The sequence below is a fragment of the Cognaticolwellia aestuarii genome (genome assembly GCF_002000025.1).
Taxonomy (GTDB): domain Bacteria; phylum Pseudomonadota; class Gammaproteobacteria; order Enterobacterales; family Alteromonadaceae; genus Cognaticolwellia; species Cognaticolwellia aestuarii.
Window position 1 is genome coordinate 377,672 of the sequence record NZ_MUZV01000001.1, and the last position, 16,435, is coordinate 394,106.

A 16,435-nucleotide genomic window follows, 5' to 3' on the forward strand; every position below is an offset into this window, starting at 1 on the left:
AACATAAGTTACTTTACAGTGATTAAATTTATGTAAAGTAACTTATTGTGGGCTGAAATTAAGTACTGGCTATAGTATAAAGTTTAAAGAAAACGTTTTAATAATCGATCTATTTGCGTCATACGTAACTTTTTCAACAGTTTACGTGGCTTGTCAGGATAGTTTTGCACACTCTCAATATCGCTTGCTTTACTAATCACCTCAGTATGTTGGCTAATACGTTGAAATTCTTCAGTAAACTTATCCGTAAGTTGCCCTTTCGCATCATCAAGTAATACACCATTTTCTAAATCTAGTGCCCAAGCTCGCGGGTTAAGGTTACTGCCAGTTAGTAAGTGGTAACGGTTATCAACCACTAGGCCTTTCAAATGAAAACTATTGTCGTCATGTTGCCATAAACGCAATGACAAGTTGCCATTATCTAAGTATTTTTGGCGTCGAGAAATAAAACTCGCTAACAAGCGCTCATAAATATAGGGCACAATTTCAACGGTTGAAAATGTTGCTTCATCAGCATTATAAAAGTCATTTGCTTTCTTATCGCCCACGGTTAATGTCACTTTAACACCACGTTTCAATGCGGAATCTAGATCTCTTAATAAAGGTTTAGGTAAGTTAAAGTAAGGTGTAAATATGATCAACGACTCATGACTACTTCGAATGAGGTCTCTGATCACACGATTCAACTGGTTACCTCTGCGCCCACACCCGACAAACAATGATGCTTGAATATCGGCATGCTCAGTGGAATTAAACGGGCGATATTTTGACGACTTCAGTAGTTTAGTTAAACGCATAATATTACGCTTAATTATTTTGGCGTCAGGCAGAGCCCCTTGATTGAGAAGTGGGGCGAGGTTTGAATCAATAAAGCAACGTTGCAAATATTCACAAAAATTATCTGCTAAGGCTTGGCTTTGTAAACGATAATAGCGATCGAGCCGGTAACGTCCGGCTTGTTGTAAGTATATGTCGTTAATACTCGCACCGGAATAAAGCAATACGTTGTCAATCACCATACCTTTTAAATGTAAAACACCAAGTAACTCCTTGCGCTTTACTGGTACACCGTAAATATTAATCGATTCGCTATGCTGTTGCTCAAGCGCTAAATAGAGTTCACGGTTACCCCCATGCTCTTTTTCTCCAATCAAACCACGTTGTGCACGATGAAAGTCAACAAACAAACAAATATCTAATGTCGGTGTTTGTGCTTTAGCTTGATATAACGCTGTAAGCACTTCTCTGCCGGCAGCATCGTCTTGAATATAAAGGGCTGAAATATAAATACGTGATTTTGCTTGTGCTATTTCGGTCAATAGCATTTGCTTAAAGTCAGCAGCAGAGTCGGCAATGGTAATATCAGTAGCTGCTATCCCTGCCATAGAATTAACGCTCACCATATTAACAATTGCCCGAAAATATGGTGGCTAAATGAGGTATATTATTATTCATTCAATCTAGATAATTATTTCTTCAAAGTAAACTGCGCTAATTGTACCGCAAGATCTTCTGCGAGTTGAGAAATATTAGCACCCGCATGCGCAGTATCTTCAGCTGACTGCAATAAGTTGTCGGTACTTTCAGCAATATCATGGGTATTTCCGGTGATACCAACGACCATATTTCGCTGCTGTTCAACGGCATTTGATATTTCGGTAGTCGCTGCAACAATCTCGGTAACACTTTGACTTACTTGCTGAAAAGTATCGGCGACTTGGGCGGTTTTCTCAACACCTTGTTCGGCTTGTTCGACGCCATTTTTCATCACTTCAACTGAGCGACTGGTACCTAATTGCAATTGTTCAATTATTCGCTGAATTTCACTGGTTGAGTCTTGGGTTCTACTGGCTAATGTTCGCACTTCATCAGCAACAACGGCAAAGCCTCGGCCTTGCTCACCGGCGCGAGCCGCCTCAATTGCTGCGTTTAATGCCAATAAGTTGGTTTGATCGGCAATTTCACGAATAACATTCACAAACTTACCAATTTCGGTGCTGTGCACAGCAAGTTCATTGATCACTTCTGCTGACGTATGTACTTGAGAAGAAATCGCCGTAATAGCACTCGCCGTATCGTTAATCACTTGTTCTCCTTGATTAACACTGGCATAAGCCTGTTCTGTCAAAGTTTTCGCGTCTGCAGTACTTGATGAGATAACTTGTACTGAATCATTAACTTGGTTGATTGAACTAGCAACTTGATGAGTATCCTGTTGCTGCTGGGCAATATTTCGCTCCATCGCTTCAGTTAAACTATTGATATTAACCGCTGCCCGTTTTAATACTGCAACATCATTATCAACATTAAATAATAAGGTATGTATTTTGTGTTGCATTTGACTAAAACGACGAGCAATATCGCCGAGTTCATCTTTAGAATTACTGGCAATATCGATTGAGAAGTCACCATTGCCTAGTCGCTCTGCCGCTAAATTTATTTTATTAACATTTTCACTAAGCGAGTGGTAAATACCGACTAATAAATAACTAATCGCTAACATAATAAGTACAAGTAAAATCGACAATAGCCAGAGCACTTGCGTGCTATTACTTTGCAAAACAGTAATACGTTCAACTAATTTTTGCTGTGATAAAACCATTAATGTATGTAAGTTTTGATATTGTTGATCACCTAAGCTAGCAGCTTGCGCTGCGCGCCATTGAATGCTGTCAGGATTAATAACTTCATTACGCAGTGATGATTGAAAATTATTCAGTGATTGCGTTACTTCTTCATATTGCGCTAAGTAGTCATTAAACATATTAGGGGCAACACGCTTAAGTTGCTCAATCGTTTTTGCATATTGTAATTGTAATTCATCAAGGCGATTATCTAAGGCGACAAGTAATGTGTATGTCTCGGCGTTAAAACCATCGTTGCCGATAATACTTCGTGTTAAGTCTTTAATTCTGCCTATATATTCAACTAGCGCTGGCATTCTTATTAAAGCGGCCTCAGCCAGATAGAAAGCTTGTGGATCTGGTTCTCGAGATAGGCCACTAACAGCGGATAGAATTTCTCGTTCAGCAAAAGTTTTATCGTAAAACATCGCAAAATCGTTAAATTTTCGCTCACTTGCTTGCAAGTTTTGCCAACCTTCAAGCAGTGTTTGTTTATTAACAGCTGCTAATGTCAGTTGTTCAATCTGGCGAGTAATATCATCGCCGTTAGATAATGCTAAACGACTTTTTCCAACCGACTGCTCTAATGCAATAATATCAGCAATCTGTGTATTACCGGATAGCTCTTGTTGATATTGGCTTAAGTCATGAAATTGCTGTTTTACAATCCAGATGAAACTGGCAATAAGAGGAAGGTAGAACATTAAAGCTAATAAAGAAAACTTAGCTTTGAACCTGAGTGAGTTTGAAATAGCGATTGCGGGCTTGAATATTAGCTTCATAGTGACTCTTATCTTTTATTATCTACAATGTGCTTTCTATAAGCATATCATTTGACCCAGATAAGGTAATGATTATTTCAATTTAAATTATCGCTGCTATTATTTTCCCTATTTCATCGTGCGTTGCCATGAATGCGATTGATAAAAAATTCATGGCAACAACTAGGTAACTATTGATACAGGCTAATTAAATTTTCGCTGCAAGTTCTGCGGCTTGTCTAATCGCACGTTTAGCATCAAGTTCAGCAGCAACATTAGCACCACCGATCAAGTGCGTTTTTATACCTTGTGCTTCAAGTTGTTGGTAAAGTCCGCGCTCAGATTCTTGTCCCGCACAAATAATTACATTATCAACTTGCAAGGTTTGTTGTTTGCCGTCGATAGAAACGACTAAACCTTCATCATTGACCTCATCATAAGTGATACCGGCTAACATTTGTACGCCATTTTTCTGTAAGGTCGCTCTGTGGATCCAACCGGTTGTTTTACCTAAGCCCGCCCCCACTTTCGTGGTTTTACGTTGTAATAAGTATATTTCTCGTGTTGGCTTTTCAGTAGCAACTGTTGCTGATAATCCACCATTTTCTTGATAGTTTTTATCAACACCCCAGCTTTTTAACCACTTATCAGGATTAGTTGTTAAAGACTCTTCTTCAACTAAGAACTCTGCAACATCAAAGCCAATACCACCAGCACCAATAATTGCAACACGCTTACCTACCGGTTCTTTGTCACGTAATACTTGAATATAAGATTTAACTTTTTCATGCTCGATACCTTTAATATCGAGAGCTCTAGGGACAATACCTGTAGCTAAAACAATCTCATCAAAACCGGCAGCAGCTAATTGCTCTGCACTTTGCTCTTGGTTTAAATGCAAAGCGATATTATTTAACTCTATTTGCTTGTTAAAATAACGTAAGGTTTCATAAAACTCTTCTTTACCTGGTATTTGCTTAGCATAGTTAAACTGGCCACCAATCTCACCGCTACGATCAAATATTTCGACACTGTGACCACGCTGAGCAGCATAAACACTGAATGCCAAACCTGCAGGACCTGCGCCCACTACCGCAATTTTTTTCTTGATTGGCGCTGTTTCGAAGGTAAGCTCAGTTTCATAACATGCAGTAGGGTTTACTAAACATGATGCTCTTTGCTGTTTAAATACATGGTCTAAACATGCTTGGTTACAACCAATACAAGTATTAATTTCGTCACTTTTATTGGCCGCGGCTTTAACAACAAAATTTTCGTCCGCTAAGAATGGGCGTGCCATTGACACCATATCCGCTTGCCCAGTCGACAATATTTCTTCTGCCACTTCTGGCGTATTAATACGGTTGGTGGTAATAAGCGGTACTTTTACTTCTTTTTTCATTCGCTCGGTGATCCAAGTAAATGCTGCACGGGGTACGGAAGTAGAAATAGTTGGTACACGCGCTTCATGCCACCCAATACCGGTATTGATTAATGTCGCACCTGCCGCTTCAATTCCTTTAGCCATAGTAACTACGTCTTGCCAACTATTACCCCCATCGACTAGATCAAGCATCGACAAGCGGAAAATAATAATAAAATCATCGCCTGCACTTGCTCGTACCGCGCGAACAGTTTCCACCGCAAGGCGCATTCTATTTTCAATGCTACCGCCCCATTCATCGGTTCTTTTATTGACTTTTACACAGCTAAATTGATTGATTAGGTAACCTTCAGAGCCCATGATTTCAACACCATCATAGCCCGCTTTTTTAGCGAGTTTTGCCGAATGGGCAAAATCTTTAATGGTGCCCTTAATCTGCCCAACTGACATGGCTTTAGGAGTAAATGGGTTAATCGGTGACTTTATTTTACTGGCTGATACACTGAAGGGATGATATGAATATCGGCCGGCATGCAATAATTGTAAACAAATTTTAGTCGGGTATTCATGTACTGCTGCCGTGATTTTTTGATGTTTACCCACCTGCCAAAATTTACTTAGTTCACAGCCAAAGGGCGCTAAACGCCCGCGAGTATTAGGACTAATACCGCCGGTGACGATTAAACCTACGCCACCTTTTGCTCGGGCACGATAAAATGCAGCTAACTTATCGAAACCGCCTTTTTCTTCTTCAAGGCCCGTATGCATTGAGCCCATTAGTGTGCGGTTGGCTAAGGTAGTAAAGCCTAAATCTAATGGCGCTAATAAATGTGGAAAGGCAGCATTATCATTCATATTAAGTCACTTTTGGTTGTCATGTTAAAATCGTATTTAAAGCGAGTTTAGTTTTTACTCGAATCTGTTATGTCTAAAATATCCCCATTAAGGGCAAAACTCAAGCCTTATTTTGACACCTGTCAGATCGATATTTTATCACGCCAATAAAAATTCAGTGAAATACTCAGATTTACTTTTTTTATAATCTCCGTATGCTGCAAAGATAAGATCAGGAGTAAGTGCTATTGAATATCGACAAAAACATTATCATTGCTGACGTTAGCGCTCAGTTACAACAAGAATTAACCTTAGCATTGCTGGCTGCAGATAATGCTCACAAAGCGGCAACTGATGATCAATCTGTTGCAGAAACCCAATACGACACTTTAGCAATTGAGCAAAGTTATTTAGCTGAAGGGCAGTCAAGACGTGTTGATGAAATTCGCGCGGCAATTAAAAGCTTACAAAGCCTCAAGTTTGAACAAGTATCTAATAAAACATGTGTCATGATGGGATCATTGGTCCAAGTGGAACAAGATATTATTAAGCGGCACTGGTTTTTTATTGTCCCTGCCGCAGGTGGCTATCGTTGCCAAATAAGTCATCAGGGCGTATCAATTAACATTACCTTGATCACCCCACAAGCACCGATGGGCAAAGCACTGCTTAACAAAGAACTTGATGATGACGTTATTTTGTCCGTTGGTAGAAATAATATTCGAGATTTTATTACCGATATAAAATAACCGTTTACTCATAAGTAAACGGTTATTTATTTGCTTAGCTTAATTGCTCGGTAACTTGTTGTTCGCTTGTTTATCTGAGCTTTCGCTGAAGTGACTAGCTATTTAATAAGCTTTTAATGCCCGGTAAATCAACTAGCTTATCATCAACTTTTAAATAAGCGACAGCTTCATCATGCATAATGGTTGCTTCAATAACCCCTGGCATTTCACTGAGTTTTTGCGCTACCTCTCGAGCTTTTTCATCGCTAACAATATTGGTTGTCAAACTATAAGCTTTTGATTTTTTAAGTGGTTTCATTCCGAAGGTTAAAAGCAACCAAACTAAACCAAAAGCGGACATTACAACAAATATCGTTTGCTCTCCAAATTCACCCGCGATAAAGCCACCTAACATACCACCAGCAAAAGCCCCTAAAAATTGGCTACTAGAATAAATACCCATCACACTGCCTTTTACGCCAGCAGGTGCAATACGCGATAATATTGACGGCATGGTTGCTTCTAAATAATTAAAAGCAGTAAAAAACATCATCACCAGTACCACTAATGTGGTCAAACTAGTCGGTAGGTACCACAGCAATAACAAAGCTGTTGTTAACAAAGCAACCGCAGCACTGAACATTTGTTTTTCTTTTTGCTTTTTTATCGCCATGATCATAAATGGCACCATTAAGAAAAACGAACCTAATAAGGTCGGTAAATAGAGCTGCCAGTGCTGTTCAAGCATCAAACCACTCGCCACGAACTGCTTGGGCAAAGTCACAAAACATGCCGTCAGTGCCATATGAAGAATAAAAACACCTGCATTTAAACGTGATAACTGACCATCACGCACTAAGCTCCCAAGCTTTGAAGGCAGCGCAACATTATCCCCTTTAGGGGCGGTATTAATTGAATTAGGCACAACAAATTGAATGGTTAGCATGGCAAAAACGGTGAGTATAGCAATAAACCAAAACAAACCACTTAAGCCAAATGCTTGCGCAACAATAGGGCCAATAATCATTGCCACGGTAAATGAAACACCAATAAACATACCGATAGTGGCCATCACTTTCGGCCTTTGCTCTTCACGACTTAAGTCGGCAGCTAATGCCAAGATAGCACTCGCAATAGCCCCCATACCTTGTAACGCACGCCCCAGCACAACGCCGTAAATAGTGTCCGACATTGCCGCAACAACACTGCCGACTAAAAACATCACTAAGCCTGCTAATATCACCGGTTTTCGACCAAACTTATCCGATAATATTCCCATTGGAATTTGCAGTAGTGCTTGCGTTAAACCATAAGCGCCAATCGCTAAGCCTATCCATATTGGACTGTAACCTATAAGCTGCTCACCATAGATGGCAAACACAGGTAAAATCATAAACAGACCTAACATACGCAGGCCAAACACTGAGGCTAACGAAAATGCGGCCTTCTTCTCAATACTATTTAAACCGGATGCGCTCATGAAATGTTAACTCTTATTTAAACTGGAAATAATTAAACTGAAAATCTGGCTAGAAAAACCGGCATATCTTAACACGGGCACCTAATGAACAAAAACAGAGATTTAAGATGAATTCGGATTAAAAACTATGCGATAATTCTCGGTTCTAACTTTATGTGTAGATGTCATAGCAAATAAAACAATATCGCGTTAATTTTAACCGGCATTGATTTACTTGCTAGCAGCAACACTTAGTACATGACACTTTGAAAACCACTTAATTACGGGGTATTTTAAAGCGAATGAATATGGTAAGTGTTGATATAGCGTAAGGTAATTTACATTCAGTCGGGTAATTTTCATACAAAAACTTCGTATATAAATTTCCTGACGCTCAACTGGTCACAATATCATTATGAAGAAAATTGAAGTCAGGGGTGCTCGTACCCATAACTTAAAAAATATTAATGTAGATATTCCTCGCGACAAGTTAATTGTTATTACCGGCCTCTCTGGCTCAGGTAAGTCTTCATTAGCCTTTGATACCTTGTATGCTGAAGGGCAAAGGCGTTACGTTGAATCACTTTCCGCATACGCACGTCAATTTTTATCTCTTATGGAAAAGCCCGATGTCGATCACATTGAAGGCTTATCTCCAGCTATTTCAATTGAACAAAAATCAACATCGCACAACCCACGTTCAACCGTTGGTACCATCACCGAAATATACGATTATTTACGTTTATTATATGCTCGTGTTGGTGAACCTCGTTGTCCTGAGCATCACCTACCCCTTGCCGCACAAACCATTTCGCAAATGGTCGATAGAGTGTTAGCACTCGAAGAGGGCACTAAAGTGATGGTGCTTGCGCCGGTATTGCAAGATCGTAAAGGTGAGCATGTTAAGTTACTCGATAGCCTTGCTGCTCAAGGTTATATTCGTGCAAGAATTGATGGTGAAGTTTGTGACCTTTCCGATCCACCAACCTTAGAGCTACATAAAAAGCACACCATAGAAGTAGTTGTTGACCGCATTAAAGTGCGTCAAGATATTCAATTGCGCCTTGCTGAATCATTCGAAACTGCACTTTCATTAACCTCAGGAACTGTGAAAGTAGCTTTCATGGATGAAGCAACTAAAGAAGAGTTGGTTTTTTCTGCTAACTTTGCCTGCCCGCAATGTGGCTATAGTATGCAAGAGTTAGAGCCAAGATTGTTTTCTTTTAACAATCCCGCCGGAGCTTGTCAAACCTGTGATGGTTTAGGTAACCAACAGTATTTCGACGCCAGTCGTGTTATTTCTAATCCTGAATTAAGTTTAGCTGGTGGTGCTATTCGTGGCTGGGATAAAAGAAATTTTTACTACTTTCAAATGCTACAAGCGCTCGCAGACCATTATCAATTTGCCTTAAATTTACCGTTCAATGAATTGGATGAAAAAACCCAGCAGCTGATTTTAAAAGGCAGTGGCAAACAAGAAATCGAATTTAAATACATGAATGATCGTGGCGATATCGTGATCCGCAAGCATCCATTCGAAGGTATTTTAAATAACATGGATCGCCGCTACCGTGAAACAGAATCTAACGCGGTGCGTGAAGAACTCGCAAAATATCTTAACAGTCAACATTGCCCGGATTGTCATGGAAGCCGCTTGCGCTTAGAAGCGCGTAATGTTTTTATTGCTGATACGCCATTGCCCGACATTGCAGAATACGCCATCGCGGATGCCTTAGCATTTTTTCAAGGCTTAGAGCTGACCGGACAAAAAGCACAAATTGCCGAAAAAATTCTTAAAGAAGTTTGTGACCGTTTAGGTTTCTTGGTTAATGTTGGCTTAAATTATCTTAACCTTTCACGCGCCGCAGGCACCTTATCCGGTGGTGAAGCACAACGTATTCGTTTAGCCAGCCAAATTGGCGCTGGCTTAGTTGGTGTCATGTACGTACTTGATGAACCTTCTATCGGCTTACATCAACGCGATAATGAACGATTACTGGAAACCCTGATCCATTTACGTGATTTGGGTAACACCGTTATCGTAGTAGAGCATGATGAAGACGCTATTCGTGCCGCTGATTATGTTATCGATATTGGCCCAGGCGCGGGAGTACATGGTGGTAGTATTATTGCAGAAGGCGATGTAAATGATATTTTAGCCTGTGAGGACTCACTTACTGGTCAATACCTATCAGGTAGAGAGAGCATTGCAATCCCTAAAAAACGCATACCTTTTGATAAGAAAAATGTTGTCGAACTCAAAGGCGCAACAGGCAATAACTTAAAAAATGTCGATCTGGTGATTCCAAATGGCTTAATGACTTGTGTTACCGGTGTTTCTGGCTCAGGTAAATCAACCCTGATCAACGATACCTTATACAAGCTTGCTCATATCGAATTAAACGGCGCAACCACGCAAGAGCCTGCGCCACATAAAGCAATTATCGGTTTAAACTTACTGGATAAAGTTATCGATATTGATCAAAGCCCGATTGGTAGAACACCACGTTCGAATCCTGCCACTTATACCGGAATTTTTACCGCTATTCGTGATATTTTTGCCGCCACACAAGAATCACGTTCACGTGGCTATAAGCCCGGTCGCTTTAGTTTTAATGTCAAAGGCGGACGTTGTGAAGCCTGTCAGGGCGACGGTTTAATTAAAGTTGAAATGCACTTTTTACCTGACGTTTATGTACCTTGTGATGTCTGTAAAAGTAAACGTTATAACCGTGAAACCTTAGAAGTAAAATACAAAGGTAAGAGCATTCACGAAGTACTGGATATGACCATTGAAGACGCGCTAGAGTTTTTTGCACCTATTCCTGCGGTAAAACGTAAACTGCAAACTTTAATGGATGTTGGCTTAAGCTATATCAAGCTGGGGCAGTCGGCAACAACGCTCTCAGGTGGTGAAGCACAACGGGTTAAATTATCGAAGGAGCTATCAAAGCGAGATACTGGGAAAACGCTTTATATTCTTGATGAACCTACAACCGGTTTACACTTTCACGATATTAAACAATTACTGCAAGTTATTCATCGTTTACGTGATCACGGTAATACCATTGTCGTGATTGAGCATAACTTAGATGTTATCAAAACTGCTGATTGGATTATTGATTTAGGCCCTGAAGGTGGCTCAGGTGGCGGTGAAATATTGGTGACCGGAACACCAGAGCAAGTAGCTGAGCATGAAGGCTCGCATACCGCTCGTTTCTTAAAACCATTATTGGCTAATGCCAATAAGTAGCATTATTACCCCCTCAGAACGTAAATAACTAAAGAGTCATTAAACGTTTTAATCTCCCCGAAAAAGGCTTGTTAATGTTAACAAGCCTTTTTACTAGCTAAATACTGGCTATCTGATAGAAAAGCCATCAATAAAACCCTGAAAGTTAATAACCTTAACAGAAATAACTTAGCCACTATTGAGCTTATCTAGCATCTCAGTGCAGTTATGTTTAATATGATTAATGAATAAAATCTAATCAATTAACTAATTTATCTGAAGTAGTGAGCTAAATGACTAATAAAAATAATAAAATGCAGCAGTGGCAGAACCCTTTAATCTATTTACTAGCCTTTTCTAGTGGCTTTTGCATTATGGGTATCGAGCTACTTGGCGGGCGAATACTCGCCCCATTTTTTGGTAGTAGTGTACATATTTGGGGCAGTATCATTACTGTTTTTATGCTGAGTTTATCGTTTGGTTACTTAGCTGGCGGCAAACTTTCAACCAAAGCAGCCTCTTTAAATCGCTATGGTTTAATCTTTATTTGTGCAGGCATCGCTATTTTACCGGTCGCATTTTCTTCACAATGGCTCATGGAAGCAATTTTTCTCGCTATTGAAGATACGCGTTACGGCTCATTGCTAGCATCAATGGCCTTGTTCTTTATACCGACAGTAATTCTTGGCATGATTTCTCCCTACTCGGTACGCTTGTTAGTTACCGATAAAAATAAAAGTGGTCAAGTGGCTGGCTTTCTTTACTTTGTGTCAACACTTGGCAGCGCTTTAGGCACCATTATTACCTCGTTTTACTTAGTCTTACTGTTTGAAGTTAACGATATTATTATGGTGTTTAGCGCGACCTTATTTTTGCTGGGTGTTTGCGCGATGCTTTTTAATCGTCTTAACCAACAAAAGAGCATCAAAGATAATAAAAACAGCAATCACCAAGGAGTTATACATGAATAAACTAACGCTATGGCTCGCGATACTCAGCGCGGTTTTACTCAACGCTTTAAGTAGCACAGCTAACGCTAACACCATCCATAGTGAACGTTCGTTGTACCGCAATATATTGGTTGAAGAAAATAATGGCTTGCGCTGCTTAAAATTTAACGTCAAAAGCACTAAAACCCAACAAAGTTGTATGTTAGTAAATCAGCCTCAACAATTAGTATTCAACTATACAAAAATGCTGTTTTCTAGCTTGTTACTTAACCCTAATCCGGAGCGTATTTTAATCATAGGATTAGGAGGTGGTAGTATGTCGAATGCGCTACACGAAATATTTCCTAGCGCTAACATCACTAATGTTGAAATTGACCCAGCCGTTATTAAAGTTGCACGAAGCTATTTTGATTTTATTGAAAATCAACAAGTAACTTCGATAGTGCAAGACGGTCGTATTTTTGTAAAACGTGCGACGATTAAAAAACAACAATATGATTGGATAATTCTTGACGCTTTTAACGGTGATTACATACCCGAACATTTAATGACACAAGAGTTTTTGCAAGAAACCAAACAATTACTCAGTACTAACGGCGTGTTAGCTGCCAATACATTTTCAGTCAGCGACTTATATCATTATGAGTCAGCCACCTATAAATCAGTGTTTGGTGACTTTTTTAACGTCAAGCGTAAAAGCAGCAGTAATCGCATCATCTTAGCGAGTAATCAGCCCTTACCTGAAGCAAAAATTATCACAGAGCGCGCTCAGTTTTTAAGTGAAAAATTATTACCTTATAATGTAAATATTAAAGAAATTAGCCGTCAAATAACCTCAACAGCAATAATACAAGATTGGCCAAGCGAGACGCGACTGTTAACCGACCAATATTCGCCAGCAAATTTATTGAATTTAAAATAGCTATTTTTCCCGTCAGTTTGAGATAAGCAAAATTCATTAACCCAAATTGAGGTTAAGTAGAAGAGTACTGTGATAGATATAACAAAAAGGAAGCTATGTGCTATGTGCAAATCTAGCAGCACATAGCACATCTTATTTGAATCAAGCCAATGATATATAGTGATTAAAAATAGTAATTAACGCCAAACATCAAATCAAGCGTATCAAAACTATCTGATGAAAAATACGCATTGTCACTTTGAGGGCCAATGTTAATATCGCCTAAATCGATGTACTGCAACGATATGGTAAAATTCATATTCTTGGTCCAAATCACTTCAGTACCAACACCGAATCCTAAACTAACTGAACTACTGTCGGTATTTTCTTCTGTATAGTTATAAGCATTTCGAACCTTAGCTAAAATATTATGTTGCAACGACTCAATACTAACACCAACAAAAGGTTTTAGACTCTCGGTTTGCAGCGCTGATATGCTGTAATACAAATCAAAACGTACTGACTGAGTATTAATATCTAAACGAAAACGGCCTGGAAGGTTGTTATGATTATGATATTCATTTGGATCAGGTTCACCAACATCACCATTTAAATCAAATCTATAGCGATAGCTATAAGATAACTCAGCACGCCAGTTATCATTATAATAACCAAGTGATAATAACGCTCCTCCGACAATATCTGAGGTGTTATTATCATTTTTATCATGATTTTGATCTGAGTATAGAATGAGAGGTTCTTGGTAACTTCCCTTCACTTGACCATTTCTTAAACTAGAATGGGCTACAATGAGCTTAGGTGAAATATAAAAACCACTATCCTTGTTTTGACTCGCATAGCTACTGGTTGTAATACCTAAAAATACCAATACCGTTACAACTTTTAACCAAAATACTTTCAACATATGCACTCTTTTTATTATTTTTCTTTTATTGTTTTTTTTAATAATAAGCTATTTTTCGTTTCAGAGAAATAGTGGCAACCTTAGTTTTAAAACTTTCAACTTGACTTAGGTTAGCTCAATTGACTTGCTCAACTTAAGTGCTTTTTTTCAAACTTAAACGCTTTTTACCCGTTGCAGTTACCGCCGGCTTTTTCACATCAATACGCGTTAGTTTACGCTTCGAAAATTTATCAGCATTCGATTCAATAGTTTTACTCGCATGTTTAATATCAGCAATTTCAGGATTTTTAGCGGCCTCAACAACGGCGGGCTCTGCTTCAGTAAAGTCGTCATCTATGGCTGTTTTACGAGAACCAGCAACCGCAGTCGTTATTTCTGCTAATTCGCTAGCCGTTAAGTCTCGCCATTGACCCGGACGCAATTTACCTAACTCAACATTCATAATACGGGCGCGCTTAAGTTTTGTTACTTCATAACCTAAATACTCACACATACGACGAATTTGTCGGTTTAAGCCTTGGGTTAGAATAATACGAAATACAAACTTACTTTCTGGCGTAACAACACAAGGCTTTGTTATCGTACCTAAAATAGGCACACCTTTTGACATTCTTTCAACAAATCGTTCACTGATCGGTTGATCAACCGTAACAATATATTCTTTATCGTGAGCGTTTTCAGCACGTAAAATTTTGTTCACAATGTCGCCATCACTGGTCAAAAAGATCAAACCTTCAGACGGCTTATCTAAACGACCAATAGGGAAGATACGCTTGCTATGACCAATGGCATCGATAATATTGCCTTTTACGTGACGCTCAGTGGTGCAAGTAATGCCAATAGGCTTGTTATAAGCAATGTATATACGATCGGTATGGTTACTTGCACTGGCTTTTATTTCCATGCCATCAACACAAACCTTGTCGCCGGGTACAACTTTAGTGCCCAGTTCAGGTACTTTACCATTAATAGTAACCCGATTATTCTCAATCAACTTATCAGCAAACCTACGTGAACAATAACCTGAGTCACTAATGTATTTATTAAGACGTTTTTCGTTAATAGACACAACTTTTCCTAAAATAAGTGCGGTGTATAACCATGATACTTCAAACTGTCACGTACCGGCTTGAAGTGTCTTGACTATATAACTGCAAAGACAAACATATTGCCGTCATTTTAACTAAGTTTCATCACTAAGTAGAGTAATGAAGGATAGAATATAAAATTAATAATAAATTAACGCTTAATATTCAATTATTACACCAAACGTAATAATGATTTACTTAATACGCCATTTATCATGCCTAAAAATAGGCATAAACTGACTATAGTTTATTTTATACAGCTTGAGGCTATAGCGATAGAAATGGAAACATTAACTTTTGAGCAGTTACCACAAGGCGGTTTTGCCGGTTTAATTGAACGACGTTTTGTCATCAACCAAGCAGTTTTTGGTCGCTCAAACACTATCGCTTTTGCTGGTTTAGGAAATTTTATTTACCTTGCTGATGCTAATTTTTTACCTCATGGTGAAACCAAGATGCATAGCCACAAAGAAGTAGATGTTATTTCTGTGATGGTTTCGGGTGATATTATACACCAAGGTTCATTAGGGCATGGAGAGCGTTTAACGGCAGGATCAGTACAAGTACAGCGTGCTGGTGCAGAAGGCTTCCGCCATAATGAAATTAATCCTAATGCTCATCAAAACCATATGATTCAACTCTGGTTTTTACCTGAGCAACCAGGTCAAGCGGCCGCTTATCAGCATTATCATCCCAAACAGGGTGAATATATCAATGTTTACGGTGGTCACGAAGCGCAACAAACAAACTTTAATAATACAATCTCAGTTTCAGTCAGCAATACCGTAGTACAACAAAGCATCAATATAGCTGGTGAGGCCATGGTTTATCTCAGTATGGGCACGGCAGAAATCAATGGTGAAGTTATTCAAGCACGTACTCTTGTGCATGATAAACAAGGCCTTACGTTTACAGCATTAGCCGAAGGCCAAGCTATATTTATTTACAAATCAGATCAAAAAAACGAGGCATTATCATGAAAGTAATCGCATTTGGTGCAAGCTCAAGCCGTACATCAATCAACAAAAAACTCGCAACATACACCGCTAATTTAGCAGCAACAACAAATAGCGATATTAAGGTTGAAATACTGGATTTAAACGACTTCGAGCTGCCTATTTTTAGTCAAGATAAAGAAATAGAACTAGGTCAACCAGAAGCAGCGAAGGCATTCTTCGATAAACTCGGTGAAAGCGATGCCATTATCATTTCATTTGCAGAACATAACGGCAGCTATACTGCTGCTTATAAAAACCTCTTTGATTGGGCTTCTCGCATTAATCAAAAAGTATTTCAAAGTAAACCTATGTTATTACTCGCAACGTCTCCAGGGCCTGGAGGTGCTGCTAGCGTATTAGCGGCGGCAGTAGGCTCTGCACCTTATTTTGCTGGTGATGTAAAGGCATCGCTATCAATACCAAGCTTCTTTGAAAATTTTGACTTAGAAAACAATACCGTAACTAACCACGACATCAGACAAAAGTTACTTGCAGCGGTCACAAATTTAACAGCTTAGCAATGATTGTTAGGTTGCTTGGGTATAAGTAAT

12 protein-coding genes are annotated in these 16,435 nt (G+C 39.1%); 6 read left to right on the plus strand and 6 right to left on the minus strand.

Annotated elements, in window-relative coordinates:
- Positions 1-83 precede the first annotated feature (83 nt).
- From pssA to B0169_RS01730, 3 genes are all read right to left on the minus strand, one after another.
- On the minus strand, positions 84-1,385 hold the full coding sequence (gene pssA, locus B0169_RS01720; protein WP_143323431.1) for a CDP-diacylglycerol--serine O-phosphatidyltransferase: 1,302 nt from the start codon (positions 1,383-1,385) through the stop codon (positions 84-86).
- 83 nt (positions 1,386-1,468) lie between these two features.
- Entirely contained in the window at positions 1,469-3,406 is a 1,938-nt protein-coding gene (locus B0169_RS01725) for a methyl-accepting chemotaxis protein (protein ID WP_077284094.1), read from the minus strand.
- 187 nt (positions 3,407-3,593) lie between these two features.
- The gene (locus tag B0169_RS01730) at positions 3,594-5,624 is read right to left on the minus strand and encodes an NADPH-dependent 2,4-dienoyl-CoA reductase (protein WP_077284096.1); all 2,031 of its coding nucleotides are present in this window, start codon (positions 5,622-5,624) and stop codon (positions 3,594-3,596) included.
- A 221-nt stretch (positions 5,625-5,845) separates the two neighbouring features.
- Here B0169_RS01730 and B0169_RS01735 point away from each other — a divergent pair, with 221 nt between their 5' ends.
- Complete coding sequence (locus tag B0169_RS01735; protein ID WP_077284097.1) at positions 5,846-6,352, plus strand: hypothetical protein; 507 nt, start codon at positions 5,846-5,848, stop codon at positions 6,350-6,352.
- Positions 6,353-6,446: 94 nt separating this feature from the next.
- Here B0169_RS01735 and B0169_RS01740 read toward each other — a convergent pair whose 3' ends face one another.
- Complete coding sequence (locus tag B0169_RS01740; protein WP_077284099.1) at positions 6,447-7,811, minus strand: MFS transporter; 1,365 nt, start codon at positions 7,809-7,811, stop codon at positions 6,447-6,449.
- A gap of 394 nt (positions 7,812-8,205) precedes the next feature.
- Between B0169_RS01740 and uvrA the strand changes: the two genes are divergently transcribed.
- The 3 genes from uvrA (at position 8,206) to B0169_RS01755 (ending at position 12,894) form a co-directional block, all read left to right on the plus strand.
- On the plus strand, positions 8,206-11,043 hold the full coding sequence (gene uvrA, locus B0169_RS01745; RefSeq protein ID WP_077284101.1) for an excinuclease ABC subunit UvrA: 2,838 nt from the start codon (positions 8,206-8,208) through the stop codon (positions 11,041-11,043).
- 272 nt (positions 11,044-11,315) lie between these two features.
- Positions 11,316-11,993: a fused MFS/spermidine synthase gene (locus tag B0169_RS01750; RefSeq protein WP_235838432.1), complete on the plus strand. Its 678-nt coding sequence runs from the start codon at positions 11,316-11,318 to the stop codon at positions 11,991-11,993.
- Positions 11,986-12,894: a spermidine synthase gene (locus tag B0169_RS01755; RefSeq protein WP_077284103.1), complete on the plus strand. Its 909-nt coding sequence runs from the start codon at positions 11,986-11,988 to the stop codon at positions 12,892-12,894. The genes B0169_RS01750 and B0169_RS01755 overlap by 8 nt, the downstream gene beginning before the upstream one ends.
- A 163-nt stretch (positions 12,895-13,057) precedes the next feature.
- Here the strand turns inward: B0169_RS01755 and B0169_RS01760 are convergent, their stop codons facing one another.
- Both B0169_RS01760 and rluF read right to left on the minus strand, forming a co-directional pair.
- Positions 13,058-13,798 (minus strand): outer membrane protein, encoded by a 741-nt coding sequence (locus tag B0169_RS01760; RefSeq protein ID WP_077284104.1) that lies wholly within the window; start codon positions 13,796-13,798, stop codon positions 13,058-13,060.
- 133 nt (positions 13,799-13,931) lie between these two features.
- Positions 13,932-14,867 carry a 23S rRNA pseudouridine(2604) synthase RluF gene (gene rluF, locus B0169_RS01765; protein ID WP_077284106.1) on the minus strand — a complete coding sequence of 312 codons (936 nt, stop codon included), beginning with the start codon at positions 14,865-14,867 and terminating at the stop codon, positions 13,932-13,934.
- 300 nt (positions 14,868-15,167) lie between these two features.
- Between rluF and B0169_RS01770 the strand changes: the two genes are divergently transcribed.
- Both B0169_RS01770 and B0169_RS01775 read left to right on the plus strand, forming a co-directional pair.
- Positions 15,168-15,866: a pirin family protein gene (locus B0169_RS01770; protein WP_077284108.1), complete on the plus strand. Its 699-nt coding sequence runs from the start codon at positions 15,168-15,170 to the stop codon at positions 15,864-15,866.
- Positions 15,863-16,402, plus strand: a complete 540-nt coding sequence (locus B0169_RS01775) for an NADPH-dependent FMN reductase (protein ID WP_077284109.1) — start codon at positions 15,863-15,865, stop codon at positions 16,400-16,402. Before B0169_RS01770 ends, B0169_RS01775 begins: the two co-directional genes overlap by 4 nt.
- Positions 16,403-16,435 lie beyond the last annotated feature (33 nt).

What these genes read in the sequence shown, in the direction of transcription:
- B0169_RS01750 (WP_235838432.1), top strand. Translation starts at nt 11,316, where the DNA reads ATGACTAATAAAAATAATAAAATGCAGCAGTGGCAGAACCCTTTAATC.
- B0169_RS01740 (WP_077284099.1), bottom strand. Translation starts at nt 7,811, where the DNA reads ATGAGCGCATCCGGTTTAAATAGTATTGAGAAGAAGGCCGCATTTTCG.
- B0169_RS01775 (WP_077284109.1), top strand. Translation starts at nt 15,863, where the DNA reads ATGAAAGTAATCGCATTTGGTGCAAGCTCAAGCCGTACATCAATCAAC.
- B0169_RS01760 (WP_077284104.1), bottom strand. Translation starts at nt 13,798, where the DNA reads ATGTTGAAAGTATTTTGGTTAAAAGTTGTAACGGTATTGGTATTTTTA.
- pssA (WP_143323431.1), bottom strand. Translation starts at nt 1,385, where the DNA reads ATGGCAGGGATAGCAGCTACTGATATTACCATTGCCGACTCTGCTGCT.
- B0169_RS01725 (WP_077284094.1), bottom strand. Translation starts at nt 3,406, where the DNA reads ATGAAGCTAATATTCAAGCCCGCAATCGCTATTTCAAACTCACTCAGG.
- uvrA (WP_077284101.1), top strand. Translation starts at nt 8,206, where the DNA reads ATGAAGAAAATTGAAGTCAGGGGTGCTCGTACCCATAACTTAAAAAAT.
- B0169_RS01770 (WP_077284108.1), top strand. Translation starts at nt 15,168, where the DNA reads ATGGAAACATTAACTTTTGAGCAGTTACCACAAGGCGGTTTTGCCGGT.
- B0169_RS01730 (WP_077284096.1), bottom strand. Translation starts at nt 5,624, where the DNA reads ATGAATGATAATGCTGCCTTTCCACATTTATTAGCGCCATTAGATTTA.
- B0169_RS01755 (WP_077284103.1), top strand. Translation starts at nt 11,986, where the DNA reads ATGAATAAACTAACGCTATGGCTCGCGATACTCAGCGCGGTTTTACTC.